The organism is Caballeronia sp., assembly GCF_028292365.1.
GTDB lineage: Bacteria > Pseudomonadota > Gammaproteobacteria > Burkholderiales > Burkholderiaceae > Caballeronia.
Window position 1 is genome coordinate 1 of record NZ_JAQGMM010000258.1, and the last position, 13,369, is coordinate 13,369.

Sequence of the window (13,369 nt, forward strand, 5' to 3'; positions counted from 1 at the left end):
GCGAATCTGAAAAATTCCAGAAGGATCCCTACTGGCGGGATAGTTTGCTGTTCTACGAATACTTTCATGGCGACAATGGCGCCGGCATCGGCGCCAGTCATCAAACGGGATGGACGGGTGTTGTTGCATGCCTGATCGAAATTTTTGGGAAGCTCGATCCCGAGAACTTTCTCGGGGGCGGGCGAAGAGCGGAATTTGGCCGGGAGAAGGGACGAACGTAGGCGGTGGTTGCCACGGGAAAACCGGTTTTCAGAACCTTCATTTCTCCGCACTCCGGCCACTGCCCGATTGACGGCGAGCGAGCGAATCATAAATCGGCGGGCAGCCCAGCATGATTGGGACAATCATTGCTGTGAAGCACGCCGCCAGCATCGGCAAAAGCAAGGTGAAACTGCCCGTCAACTCCGTCACCAGAACAATGCCTGTTATTGGCGCGCGCACCACCGCCGTGAAGAACGCTGCCATGCCCACCGCGGCAAACGCGCTGGGATAAGCGGCGACGCCCGGGAACCAGTCAATGCAGATCCTCCCGAAGACGAGGCCCGTTTGCGCGCCCAGCACGAGCATCGGCGCAAACAGACCACCCGGCGTACCCGCTGCGTATGACACGGCGCCGAGACCGAAGCGCACCAAAAACAAGAGCCCGATGGCGGAAAGCGCGCCCGTGTTAGCAAGCACTCTTTGCGTGATTAAATCGCCGCCGCCGACCATGTCCGGTACGTACCACGCGAGCACTCCAACTGCGGCGCCGACAACCGCGGCCCGCGCTGTCTTCGGACAGCCCGCAAGCTGGTCGGACACAGCGAGCACCCAGAGTATCGTGCGGCAATAGGCAACACCCAGCAGCCCTGCGATCACGCCAAGCAGGAGGTGTGCTGGAAGCGTGCCGAACCCAAGGAGCGGTTGCACAGCGAGTTGAAATTCCGCGCCGCCGCCATGCACCAGGCGAGCCACCGCGATGGCGCTGGCGGACGCGCCCAGCGCTGCGACGGCAGTGCGGGTGTCGAATCGCCGCGTCAGTTCTTCCAGAACGAATACAGCGCCGGCTATGGGCGCATCGAATGCCGTGGCAAGTCCCGCTCCGGCGCCTGCTGCCATCAAGACCATGCAGTCGTGTGAGTTGCGGCGAAAGCTCTTGCCGAGCACATGCGCGATGGCCGCTCCCATATGCACGCTGGGACCCTCACGTCCCAGCGCGAGTCCAGCGCCGATCGCGAGCACCCCGCCGATGAACTTCACCGGAATGAGCGACAGCCGCGCGGGCGGAAGGTCGCCATTGAGGATGGCTTCGACCTGTGGGATGCCGCTGCCGCTCGCCTCTGGCGCGAAACGCCCGACAAGCCACGCGGCGAGCGCAGTCGACGCCGATGCGGCCAGCAGCACAATGACCAGACCGATAGCGTGCTCGGAGCGGGCCCAGGTAACGAGCACATCGCGCAATTGGTCCGCGCGCTCGAGCGAAAACCGAAAGAGCGTTCCCAGCAACCCGGAGGCTGCGCCAACGATCAGAGAAACGATCGCCAGCATTACCAGACCGTTCCGTTGCTCCCGGATCTCGTTACTGTTCATATTGGAGCACGCCCGATAGGGACTCAGCGCAACGATCGTATGTTGCATGAAGCGAGCCTGTGACTGCTGCCATCGCAACAGCGAGACCCGGCGAGCAGAGCAGCCGGGCAATGCGGGGCAGGGACCAGGAGGATCGCGACGGGACGGTCGTGCGTTGCTTCGGCGTTGCAGCCGTATTTCGCATTTTCTCAACCAGACAGAGCTGGACCCGTTCCCACGAATAAACTAGGACGGCGTGCACGCGCCGAACAGTACAAACACGTTTTCGTGGCTGACAAGCGTTGTCGATATGGCGCCCGTCTTCGTGTCCAGAGCAATACCCCACGCGTAGCCCAATTCCGTACCCTCAAGAAGCAGTTGGCCTTCGCCTGATTCCATAAAGCGAATCTCGGTGGTGCGCTGCGGCCCAGCAACGAGTTTCTTCGCGAAATTGATACGGATGAATTGCGGTGCACCGAGTACGCCCGGCAGCGTTCGATAGCAAACCTCGCCGACATCGCAGAAGTGCGCGTCGATGGTGGCGCACAAGAGCGGTTTGCTGCCGTCGAAGTCCGCGGCGAGCACCCATGAGGGCGTCGAGCAAACAAGGACCACAAGTGCGGTTGCTCGTAATGTCTTCAGCATGGTGGCTCCTGCTGCCTGTCGTGATCCAGCGAGCGAACAAGCGGGTGATGGATCCGGTGACCGACGCGCGGGTGGGGCTGACAAATGCTTGTTCGAGGTTATTCGACTGTGTAGCCACGCCCCGTCATACATGCCGCGACTGCGCGGTTGTATGTCGAAAGCTGACTCGACGCCTGCTGCTGCATGCCTTGCTGCTGCGTGGCCTCTTGCTGTTGTTCGCGCCGCATCCGCATGCCGCTTCCCATCGTGCCGACAAGCGCGCCGATTCCCGCTCCCTCGCCCCAGTGGCCGCCCGCCGCACCGCCAATCAGTGTGCCGAACAACGCGCCGCCCGCGGCGCCGCGGAACAACCGTCCGCTCTGTTGCTGTGGAGGCGGACTGCTGGCCATCTGCTCGGCGAGCGCGACAGGATTCACCCCGGTGGTTTGTTGCGCCCACGCATTGCATTCCGAAGTATCAGTTTGCTGACGCTCCCAACTCTGGCCGCGAGCGGGATAAATGATGGGCTGCTGCGCCTGTGCTGCACATACGGGCGAGAGCATCGCCAAGCCGATCCAGTATCGAACAATTCGTTGCATTCCAGCGCTTCGAATGCGGTTGAGCATGACGGACTCCCATTGGCAACGCGTGAGCGGGCCAGAAACCTGCCAGCTGCTCTGATTAGATGAACCAATATAGGTGATTGGGTCAGCCAAAGACAATTGGACTTTGGTCCCATAGGCGGCTGATGCGCACGCCGAGCGGCGCCTGCCACGTTGATCAGCTGGATTCAGGCCGGACCTTGCCCCGAAACACCCAGTACACGCCGGCGGTATAGATCGCGATTACGGGCAGCACGACCACGCCTCCGTAGAACAGGAACTGCAGCGACGCCTCTGGCGCCGCGGCGCTGCCCACGGTGATGGAATAGGGGACCATGTACGGCCAGAACATCACGCCGAGGGTCAGGTAGGAGGTCAGCACGAACAACACCGTCAGCGCAAACGCCAATCCGTCGCGACGCGTCCGGGCGCCCATGGCGACGCCGCCCAAGGCCGCGATTGCGGCGACTGGGAAAACGATTCCCCAAGGACGATCACGCAGGTGGCTCTGCGCCACAGCGCCCGCATCGATGGTCAGCGACACGGTGAAAGCCAGCCCCAACATGACGAATACGATCGCGGCGAGCCAGCCAATGCGCTTGTAAGCCCAGTCCCGCAACTCGCCCTCGCTCTTGAGGACAATCCAGCCCGCGCCGAGCAGCGCATAGCCGAACACCAGGCCGATACCCGTCAGCACCGAAAACGGACGCAACCACTCGAACGACGTGCCTGCAAACTGTTCGTTCACCACCGGGATGCCGCGCATCAGCGCGCCCACCGCCGCGCCCTGGACGAAGGCGACCACGGTCGAGCCGAGGAAGAAGCCCGCGTCCCAGAGCCAGCGCATCCGCACGCTGCGGTAGCGGAACTCGAATGCGATGCCGCGAAAGATCAGGCCGACGAGCAGCAGCAGTATCGGCAGGTAGAAGGCGCCCATGAACACCGCATAGACGACCGGGAAGGTCGCGAACAGACCCGCACCGACGACAACCAGCCAGGTCTCGTTGCCATCCCAGAAAGGCGCGATGGTGTTCATCATGCGCAGCCTCTGGTCTTCGTCAACCGTGCTGCCGAACAGGATGCCGACGCCGAGGTCCAGGCCGTCCAGTATCACGTAGACCAGGATGGAGATCGCGATGACGGCGGCCCAAAAGAGCGCCAGGTTGCTGGGTTGCAGCGCGCTCATCGCTTGCTCCCGGCATCGGCGTCGGCCGCCGGCCCGGTGCGCGCGGCAATGGCCAGTGGCCGGCTGGCCGTAACGTTGTCTGTCGCCTTGGCTTCACCGCGGGGCCCATCGCGCAACAGCTTGTAGATGTAGTAGATGCCGAACGAGACGAAGAGCCAGTAGACGACGATGTAGACGATCAGCGAGCTCAGCACATCGTTCGTGGTCAGCGCCGGTGTGAGCGCGTCCCGGGTGCGCAGCAAGCCGTACACCACCCAGGGTTGGCGACCGACCTCCGCGGTATACCAGCCGGTCAGGATCGCGATGAAGCCGGTCGGGAACGACAGGAAAGTGCCCCAGAGAAACCAGCGCGACGATTCCAGTTTGCCGCACCAGCGCAGCAGATTGCCGAGCCACGAAACGGCCAGCATGATGAGGCCCATGCCGACCATCAGGCGGAAAGCAAAGAACGGAATCAGCACCGGCGGCCGGTCTTCGCGAGGGAAGGACTCCAGCCCGACTTCGGCCGCGGTGAAGTTCCCGGACGCGATGAAGCTGCCCAGCTTGGGCACCGTGATGGCGAGCAGGTTGCGCTCGTTCGTTTCATCGGGGATGGCGATCAGCACCTCTCTCGCCGGTTGCTCGTTCTTCCAGCGCGCCTCGATCGCTGCGAACTTGGCTGGCTGGTGCTTCAGCACGTACTCGCCGGTCAGGTGTCCGAAGAACAGCTGGATGGGTATCACTATCGCCACTAGCGCCAGGCCCCAGTGGAGCATGACGCGCGCTTCGTCGCGATGTACACCGCGCAAGAGATACCAGGCGCCGGTGGCTGCCACGCACATCGCGCTGGTCAGGAAGGCAGCGAGCAGCATGTGCGGCCAGCGCACCATCTGCACCGGGCCGAGCACGATCTGCATCCAGTCGGCGGGAATGATCTTGCCGTTCGCGATCGTGTGGCCGACCGGCACCTGCATCCAGCTGTTGTTGGCGAGAATCCAGAATGACGAGAACATCGTGCCCAGCGACACCATGCAGCAGGAAAAGAAGTAGAACCGCGGCGACACGCGATCGCGCCCGAGCAGCAACACACCGAAGAAGCTAGCCTCGAGCATGAAAGCCGTGAAGGTCTCATAGCCCAGCAATGGGCCCTGGATGGGCCCCGTCTTCACCGCCAGCACACCCCAGTTGGTGCCGAACTGGAAGGCCATCACGATTCCTGTGACCACGCCCATGCCGAACGATACGGCGAAGATCGGCAGCCAGAAATCGAACACCCTGCGGTACAGCGCGTTGCCGGTCGCGAGCCGCGCGCCCTCGATCGTCGCCAGCCACGCCGCCAACCCGATGGTGAAGGCCGGGAAGATGATGTGAAAGCTGATCACGAAACCGAACTGGATACGCGAGAGGATGAGAGGGTCGAGTTCCATGCGTGCTCCCCGCTCAGGCGGCCGCGCCGTTTAAGATCATATCCGCCGTCTTTCGGGATCGTTGATGGTCGGGCCGTTGGCGTGGTCGCCAGTCAGCGCAGGCATGAGCGAGGCGTCGATCACGCGCAGGCCCTGCATTTCGCGCACCCGAAGCTGCGGGTCCACCATCGCGATCTCGTCGTTGCCTATCTCGGAACCACCCATGGGCTGGTAGACGGCGTTGCGGTCCTGTAGTTTGCCATTCGCGATCCAGCCTCGCATTGTTCGCCGCGTTACACCCCGCGCGTGTCTCGCCCTCTATGGCGTCGGCACGATACGGTAATAGACGCCGTTCGCTCCGTATGCGGGGCGAAACCAGGTATTTCCGCATAGATAATAGGTCCCGCCCGGTACCTTTGGCGAAATGCACCCCGCTGGAAGCGTGGCGTAGATTGCACCCATTGCGAACGTTCCGTTCACAGGTGTCGGCGCTGGATAGGCAACTGGAAGCGGTGCCGCGCTGGTGGCGCCAGCCACTACTCCGGCGTTGTATGCGTTAGCAGTGGCAGCGGCTGTGTTCGCGTTGGCTATCGCGGCACCCGCTGCAACGCCGACTACGGCGCCCGCTGCCGCGGCGCCTGCGGTCGACCAGCCACCACAGTTATAACAACTGGCGCCATACGCGTTGACCGTTGTCGGCGGATGATAGGCGGGATACCTTGCACCGTAGTAGGGGCTGTGATAGGCCGTTGCACCGGATGCGCTGGTGTAACTCGTATAGCCCGATCCTTGCGCATGGTACGCGGACCCTCCATAGGTGTTCTGTGCGCTCGTGCCTTGCCCATAGGTGTGAGTTGCGGTCGACCCGTATCGATTGGTCGCGGTCGTCTGGTTGGATCCCGCCTGGTGACTTGCGGTGCCCCCGTAGCGTCCTGTTGCGGTGGTTCCCTGGCCGTAGGTCTTCGTTTCGCTGCCGCCCATTGAATCCGAACGTGTCATTGACTCGGACCCTGGCACATGCGATGTCATACCGCCGTAAGAGTTGGCGTGTGACCAGGCACATGCGGGACCTGAAGCTGTTGCAAGCAGAATGAGCCCGGTGGGGAAAATGAGAATGTGTTTCACGAGTACCTCTTCCGTTCACTGGACTTGTACAGTTCCTTTTCCGTTTTCCGGCGCCGGACGCATTTGCGTAGGATCCATAGGCTCCGGCCGTTCAAACGGGATTCGCCTGGCTCCATTGTCATTGCTGGACACCAGCGGGTCAGAGGGGAAATCTGCACCAATGGCCCAGTTGGAAAGTTCGAGTACGTGGCGCAACCGGACGGGATCGTTCAAGTAAATTGCATAGATCCGGCGAGGGAGATTATCAACTTGGCCGATCCAGATTTGCACGAATACGTCGCCGGTGACATACGCCACGATGTCCGTAGTCGTATCGCCCACTACTCCCGATTGGCCGACGTAAAACGCCGTTTTCAATCCCTTTGCAATGTCAGCGTAGGGGTCGGCGACAATGACGTCGGCAAAAGGAAAGTAGATGGATGCGGTGTCATAAGCTGCCTTCAACGTGGCGTCGATCGTCGTTGGTGCGTTGGCAGAAGCAATGAGATTTTGCCCTGGCTCGTAAGCCACCATCGTCTTGCCATCGTAGTAGAACTCGGAACTCGGCCCGTCGCCCACTGTGATTACTTTCAGTTTGTCCGGTCGTTGCACCATCACTTCCGATCTCGTTGAGTAGATAAGAGGAGGTCCCAGCCGGCTCGGACTTTCATAAGAGACAACGGCAGTGAAGGCCATGGATTGCGCCGATGCAAGCACCGCGCTTGACGCTTTTAGTATGGCGATTGCGCGGGGCTCGAGCCCGGGCTGAAAATCCATTGATTTTGCGGCGGTTGGCGCTTTCGACGATGTGTGATGGGCCTGCTGTGCGCCGACGGCTTGAGCGACGAGCGCCAACGCTGCAACGACGATAAATTTCGTGTACCTCGAATACCCATAGCGCATTGCAGCCTCAGCATTGTTCGTTCGAGCGTCTTACTACGGCCGAAGTGTCGTCACGGCATCATGCCGCACTCGAACATCTTGTTGGCTACCGGGGCGGCGACTCTATCGATGAAAGCCGCGCGCATTTGTGCATTGGCTCGTAGCATCTGCACCGCTTCCTGTTCCCGTTGCGGCTTTGGGCGGCCCTGCTGCGCGGTTTTTTCCGCCCACAGTTGCTCACAGGAGGATTGCTGGTACTTTTGGATGACCTTGTCGGCGACGGCATCCACAACGGGAAATTGTGCGAGCGCCGCACGTGAGCAGAGAAGCGCAGCCACGACGGCGAAACTCAACAGACGCTTTGTCATCATGATCTCGATGAGAAGTAGTATCGATGGGGCCGGAGCTTGCAGCCTCAACGCTGATTCCGGTTCAGGGCGGTCTTCACCTGCTCAACATACGGTCTCAGTCAAGAGGCCACACCAGGACATTGAGTTCAGCTTACGGGAATAGGCTAACGTCGCCTATGGGACCTTGGTCCAACGGCAAGTCGGGCAGGGCGTTAATTGCAACCCTGATTGGCAGCGGTTCTGACACAGGTTTTCCCGCTGGGACTGGTGTACACGCCTTTTCCATTCTTGGATTTAGACTTTCCGCCGTTGCTGGTTTGTGCGGTTGTCACGCCGTTTTGATTTTTGTTTGCCGTCCAGGCAGTGCCGCGATTAGGGTTATAGCCAGCCGCCGCCTGCCCGTTGTTGCATACTTCGCGACCCGTTGCGGTGGTCCTGCACTCTGCAAACGCGTGGATCGAAAAGCCAAGGCATGCAATTGCAATAAGAGTTTTCATGACTTTCCCCTGACCGCCGCGCGCAGACGATAAAAATTGCCGGCAACTTGGACGAATGATCAATATTCGCTTTCCACGCTTTCCACGCTTTGCATGCCGCTTAGATCGACGGCAGCCGAAGCCGAGCACAACCTCTCGACTGTCTGATTCCTGCGTCGACAAATAGGTGGCCAGAACTAAGCCTAGGACAGAAATGGAGAGGTTGCTATTGGACCTTGGTCCAACGTCGACAATGAATTGCCTTGTCACGGTCCGTTCGAATTCAGCGCGGCCATCCGTCTGATCTGCTGACGCGATCGCCGCGCAGAGCGTTGCTTCGACTCGGTCACCTGCTGACATGGCGTGCTATGGGACCAAGGTCCGATAGCGGTCAGGGACAATCATAAATATGCTAACGGCGAGCGTTGTGAGAGGCTTCGCGAACGATGACCAGGCAAGCGAGCGAAGTCAATGAAAGGTCTTAATCGATCTGAGCGAAGGGTCTGATGGTCCGCTGGTAACTACTCTAATCATGCGAAAAACTGACTGGGTGCGCCGCCTGAGCGGATTTCTTTTCGCTCTATGGTCCTCGGTCGTAACCGCTCAAGAACTGGAACCGCGCAGCTATTCAGCCGTTCCCGTCGGAACGAATTTTGTGGTCGCCACTTATGCCCGGTCGACTGGCGATATCCTCTTCGACCCATCGCTTCCGGTGACAGATCTTCACGCCGGCATCAATACCTATTCACTTGGCTATTCACACAGCTTCGGTTTATTCGATCATGTCGCCAGCATCGCTTTGCTTGCGCCTTACGCGAATGCCAACGTGACGGGTAACGTCGAGGGCGCGCCCGGCCATGTTTATAGATCGGGGGCCGGGGATGTGCACTTCAGGTTTGCCGTTGACCTTCTCGGCGGGCCCGCGCTCGACCCGATCGAATTCGCCCGGCGCACCCCCGGCACGATTGTTGGAGCGAGCCTGAGTGTCATTGCGCCGACGGGACAGTACCTGCCGTCACGCCTCATCAATGTGGGAGCCAATCGCTGGTCGTTCAAACCTGAGATCGGCGTGTCTCACCCTATTGGTGATTGGTTCGTCGAAGGTGCGGCGGGGGTTTGGTTCTTTACGGATAACCCAGACTATTTCGGTCACCACAATCGTAGCCAGGACCCATTGCCCGTCTTTCAGTGGCACGTTGGTTACAACTGGCGGCCGGGGTTATGGCTCGCCGCGGACGCCACCTATTTCCTGGGTGGCCAAACCAGTATTAATGGCGTTCCAGATCGCGATTTGCAGCGCAACATCCGATACGGACTCACACTTTCGTTTCCCCTTTCCGCACAGTGGTCTGGAAAGCTCGCGTGGTCGCGTGGGCTTACCACCACTATCGGAGGCGACTTCCAGACCATCACCGTCGCGCTTCAGTATCGATGGTTTAATCATTGATATCGACACTCATCTTTTAGCGGTCATTCACCGAGCCTGCTGAGCGCTTCGCGCATTGGGGCAACCGATACACGCGCTACGCCGTCAAGCGGCGTACTGAGTTCTTCGATCAAAAATATCGCACCGGCGGTTGACAACGCGCACACCGCAAACGCGGCGACCACAGTTGCATTGCGCCGCGCGAAAAGTCCGAAGGTTCCAAAGATGACGGAAAGCCAGAACACCAGAATGATCAGGAGCGACGGCGGCACTGTAGCGTGAGCGTGAAGCAGCGCCAGCCAGCGGGCAGAAAATATGTCGTTGACGATTTGCAAGGCACGGGCCTGAAGACGACTTTGCGAAGCGTTATGCGGCGACAACGCTTCGACCTTGCGCTGAAAATCCTCGGTACGATGCAAGGCTTCAGGGCTACCCAGGCGGGCTAGTTGAGTGGAATCGCCTGACGCAATGATGTCAATCGAATCAGCATAAGTGCGCTTGAGCAGTACGCGGATTTCCTGGGTCTCGGTCCCATAGTTCGCCAGCGCGCGATCCAGGGTGATGACGTTCGCCGCATTGTGGACCAGGTCACTACTTTCAGTATCAAAAGCGACTTTCGCCGACGAGACCAGCAGCCCAAGCACCAAAGCCGCCAGCGTCGCTACCAGCCCTGTCGCCAGCTTGATGACGCCGACTGACTCATCGCTGAGATGGTGCTCGGGAAGACGGTGACGCAATTGAAGACCGACCATTGCGCTTCCAAATACGCAGACGAACACGGCGAACGCTATCACGAGGTGAGTCACCGGAACATTCTCCCTAATCGCGCGTGCCCGGCAGCATTGAGCGGACGCTGACAGATCGCGCGGCGCGAACGTAAAGGCAGGAACCGTGAAAGAATCGGATCACGCGTTCGTGTTGCATGATCGCGCTCATGTTTCGCTCGCGCGGATACGTTGTCGCGTTGCGCGCGGCGTCTCTAACGGCGAAAGCCACCGCCGCGACCCTCACCGCGTCCGCCGCCCGTGGGGGCGAACCGTTGGCTTTGAGTCGCGCCTCGCTGTCGGTTCTGCATATCCTGATTCAGTTGAGCAGACGATCCGGCCGTTGAGGCCGTGGCCTGACGGGCTTGCACTGACGTGTTGCCTCGCGGAATCGATTGCGGCTGGTTTGGACGCTGCGGTTGAGCGGCTTGCCCGCTCGACCTTGCCTGAGCCGGGTTCGTTGCTGCCGCGGTCGAAGGCCGTTGCTTCTGATATGCCTGAGCGCTTTGCTTGCTCTGCGCCGTGTTCCCTCCAGAAGAGGGCCGTTGTGCCTGATTTGCCTGCGTGCTGGATCGGGCCGGCGGCGCAGTTCCACCAGGCGTTGTCGTGGTGCGTTGCTGCTGCGCCGATTGCAGGTTTTGCTGGCCCGACGGCGATGTCGCCGGCTTATTGACGTTGGACCACGAGCCGTTATCGTATTTCTGCCAACTGCCGCCCGTGTTTTTGTACACGTTGCCGTCTTTGCTCGCGTACATGTTGCCATTCGCAGTCTTGCCCGCCGCGGCGCTGTTGTTATAGCCCGCGCCCGCTACGGCCTTGCCGCCCGCTGAATTTTGATAGCTTCCCACGGTGCCGTTCGCGTTGCTCGAGTGTTGCGTGGTCGCCCATTTATTGCCGTTGGTCACGACCGAGCTGCCCCATTGGCCGTAAGCGTTCGAATGCTGTTGGCTTGCGGCATAAGTACCGGTTCTCGGATTGTAGGCTTGCCCCACCGAGGCCGAGCCATAGGGGCCTGATGCCGTGGCTCCCCGCGCATAGGTTCCGGTATAGGGATTGTATGAAGATCCCCATTGAGCGCTTCCGTTCGGTCCATACGCACCGCCGCGCATCCCCACCGCTCCCGTATAGGGGTTATAGGTGTTGTAGCCATAGGGCATCGGGCGAGGGTAATAAACGGGATACGGTCCTCGGCCCACCGCAACATAGGGCGGGTAGTAGTACCCGTTTCCCTGAGCGACGATGGCGCCAAGCGCCGCACCGGCGATAAACACGCCCAGGTATCCGGCGGTATAGCTCGCCTGGACCGTCCCCGCCGGCGTAACGGTCTGCGTCACATAAACGACGTTGTAGACCGGGGAACTGGGTGGGATCGTGTAGATGACCTTGGGCACCACGACGGTAGTCGTCCATGGACCGCCCGGCGAAGCGGAATCGAACCACACGCCTTGCGTGCACACGTAGTAGCGTTGGTCCACCTTGATCACTTTCGCGGGCGTGTTGGACGCGTAGGACATCGTGGTGCCGGGGATTGGCGTGAAAGCAGGCTCGCCGCTATACGCAACCTTGACTTCAGCGGCGGCGGCAGCCGGGTTGATCTCGACCGTAGTGGGAATTTGAGCCAGCAGCACCGCATCTTTCGCTTCCGGGGTTCCAGGTACAGAGCTCAGCACTTTTCCGGCAGGACTGTTGGGTGGAATCCTGGCGAAGTCCTCGGGCAGTTGATCGGTCGCGTACGTCCACGGACCCGTTGGGCCTGGCGCCGAAAACCAGCGACCGCCGCTCAGGTAATAAAAGGCCCCGGTCGGTGAATAGCGAAACAAGACGCTTTCGGTGTTGGTTGCGTAGGTGAGCTTGGTGCCGGAGATTGCCGCGAATGCCGGCTTGCCGCGAAAGACGATGAGCTCGGCGGGGACGTTGCTGTAGAAAATCGCAGGACTTCTCCCGGATTGCGTGGAGGTCGCGCCCAGGTAGTCTTTAAGGGACGCCCATTGAGGGTCCGCCGGAATTTTGGCCATTTTTGCCGGGAGTGCGGGCGCGTCTTTCCATCCACTTTTAAGATCGGTGGACACCACCCAACGCTGACCGGTGAACAGGTAGTATTGCTGCGTTGCCGGATCAAGGAAGAGCGGCCAGTTTGCATTGACAACGGCTTGCATATCCACGTTTTGGACGGGCGCCAGCACGGGATCGCCATCTACAAACAACAGGATTGCCGATCCGAGACTGACAAAAATGACCGGCGGGTCATTTTTAACTTGTATTCCCGGCGTTTCATTTTTTTGATCGACGCTCGCCACCAGGCGATCAACTGAAATAGTCTCCTTCACGTCCGGATTGAGAAACGTGCGCACCATGTGATCAAGTTTCTTCGCCGTTGCCGGATCAGTGCCGGGGAATGAAGTTTCCGTGATCGAAGGGTTGCTAAGAAGAACGGTACGACTATCCATATCGGTATCGGTATTCATTTGGAATGTCACCACACCGACTTGTTGCTTGCCCCCTTTGGGCGTAATGGAGATCGCCATCCGGCCGCTGACCTGTTTGAACTGCGTCCAGTTGTCGACCTGTGGTTGGTAAAGCACCAGATGAGTGCCATCGAGGTCTCGCTCACGGGGCCAGCCGGGGTCGTCTGCCGCTGCATCGGCAGAAAATCCGCCTGTAACAAGCGATACAGCAAGCGCGATCGACGTAGCCTTCAGTGAACGACGCTTCAGTGCCCTGTTCATGGATGCAGGCTCCCAGTGTTGGGATGGTGGTTTCGTTACGATTGATAGTCCGACCTTGGATGCGCCCGGCCGTAGGCCTCGCAGGTCGTCGAAGAGGTCTGCAGGAATGCAGGTCAGCCGTCCCAAGTGATCCTTCTGTGGCCACCAAGGTCAGGGAAGTCCCAAATTAGGCTCAACGCACGCGCTTAGCTATTGGACCTTGGTCCCATATGAAACCTGCACTTTGCTGCTATTTCGTTCACTGCCTTGAATATTTGAAAGAAGTCCTTGCCCGAAACAATTTCAGCGTCTAATCT

Annotated in this window: 14 protein-coding genes; 2 read left to right on the forward strand and 12 right to left on the reverse strand. The window is 59.9% G+C overall.

Features of this window, described 5'->3' with window-relative positions; translation table 11 throughout:
* Positions 1 to 221, forward strand: a 221-nt coding sequence (locus JWR14_RS16210) for a hypothetical protein (protein WP_299708483.1), incomplete at its 5' end; no start/stop codon positions are given.
* A gap of 37 nt (positions 222 to 258) precedes the next feature.
* On the opposite strand, the gene clcA is transcribed toward JWR14_RS16210, so the two are convergent.
* From clcA to JWR14_RS16260, 10 genes are all read right to left on the reverse strand, one after another.
* Positions 259 to 1,617, reverse strand: a complete 1,359-nt coding sequence (clcA, locus tag JWR14_RS16215) for a H(+)/Cl(-) exchange transporter ClcA (protein ID WP_299708485.1) — start codon at positions 1,615 to 1,617, stop codon at positions 259 to 261.
* 177 nt (positions 1,618 to 1,794) lie between these two features.
* A complete protein-coding gene (locus tag JWR14_RS16220; protein WP_299708487.1) occupies positions 1,795 to 2,193 on the reverse strand; it encodes a hypothetical protein in 399 nt (132 codons plus the stop codon).
* Positions 2,194 to 2,291: 98 nt separating this feature from the next.
* Positions 2,292 to 2,771, reverse strand: coding sequence for a glycine zipper domain-containing protein (locus JWR14_RS16225; RefSeq protein WP_299708489.1), 480 nt, complete (start codon positions 2,769 to 2,771; stop codon positions 2,292 to 2,294).
* A 181-nt stretch (positions 2,772 to 2,952) separates the two neighbouring features.
* Entirely contained in the window at positions 2,953 to 3,960 is a 1,008-nt protein-coding gene (gene cydB, locus JWR14_RS16230; protein WP_299708491.1) for a cytochrome d ubiquinol oxidase subunit II, read from the reverse strand.
* Positions 3,957 to 5,366: a cytochrome ubiquinol oxidase subunit I gene (locus tag JWR14_RS16235; RefSeq protein ID WP_299708493.1), complete on the reverse strand. Its 1,410-nt coding sequence runs from the start codon at positions 5,364 to 5,366 to the stop codon at positions 3,957 to 3,959. The genes cydB and JWR14_RS16235 overlap by 4 nt, the downstream gene beginning before the upstream one ends.
* A gap of 36 nt (positions 5,367 to 5,402) precedes the next feature.
* Positions 5,403 to 5,627, reverse strand: coding sequence for a GMC oxidoreductase (locus tag JWR14_RS16240; protein ID WP_299708495.1), 225 nt, complete (start codon positions 5,625 to 5,627; stop codon positions 5,403 to 5,405).
* 36 nt (positions 5,628 to 5,663) lie between these two features.
* Positions 5,664 to 6,344: a hypothetical protein gene (locus JWR14_RS16245; RefSeq protein ID WP_299708497.1), complete on the reverse strand. Its 681-nt coding sequence runs from the start codon at positions 6,342 to 6,344 to the stop codon at positions 5,664 to 5,666.
* A 141-nt stretch (positions 6,345 to 6,485) separates the two neighbouring features.
* Entirely contained in the window at positions 6,486 to 7,352 is an 867-nt protein-coding gene (locus JWR14_RS16250) for a DUF2092 domain-containing protein (RefSeq protein ID WP_299708499.1), read from the reverse strand.
* Between the two features lie 50 nt (positions 7,353 to 7,402).
* On the reverse strand, positions 7,403 to 7,702 hold the full coding sequence (locus JWR14_RS16255) for a hypothetical protein (RefSeq protein WP_299708501.1): 300 nt from the start codon (positions 7,700 to 7,702) through the stop codon (positions 7,403 to 7,405).
* A 191-nt stretch (positions 7,703 to 7,893) separates the two neighbouring features.
* Positions 7,894 to 8,178 carry a hypothetical protein gene (locus JWR14_RS16260; RefSeq protein ID WP_299708503.1) on the reverse strand — a complete coding sequence of 95 codons (285 nt, stop codon included), beginning with the start codon at positions 8,176 to 8,178 and terminating at the stop codon, positions 7,894 to 7,896.
* Between the two features lie 511 nt (positions 8,179 to 8,689).
* On the opposite strand from JWR14_RS16260, the gene JWR14_RS16265 reads away from it, so the two are divergent.
* Positions 8,690 to 9,604, forward strand: coding sequence for a transporter (locus JWR14_RS16265; RefSeq protein WP_299708505.1), 915 nt, complete (start codon positions 8,690 to 8,692; stop codon positions 9,602 to 9,604).
* Between the two features lie 23 nt (positions 9,605 to 9,627).
* Here JWR14_RS16265 and JWR14_RS16270 read toward each other — a convergent pair whose 3' ends face one another.
* Together JWR14_RS16270 and JWR14_RS16275 are read right to left on the reverse strand one after the other, a co-directional pair.
* Complete coding sequence (locus JWR14_RS16270; RefSeq protein WP_299708507.1) at positions 9,628 to 10,389, reverse strand: hypothetical protein; 762 nt, start codon at positions 10,387 to 10,389, stop codon at positions 9,628 to 9,630.
* Between the two features lie 173 nt (positions 10,390 to 10,562).
* Positions 10,563 to 13,073, reverse strand: a complete 2,511-nt coding sequence (locus JWR14_RS16275) for a hypothetical protein (protein ID WP_299708509.1) — start codon at positions 13,071 to 13,073, stop codon at positions 10,563 to 10,565.
* Between the last annotated feature and the right edge of the window lie 296 nt (positions 13,074 to 13,369).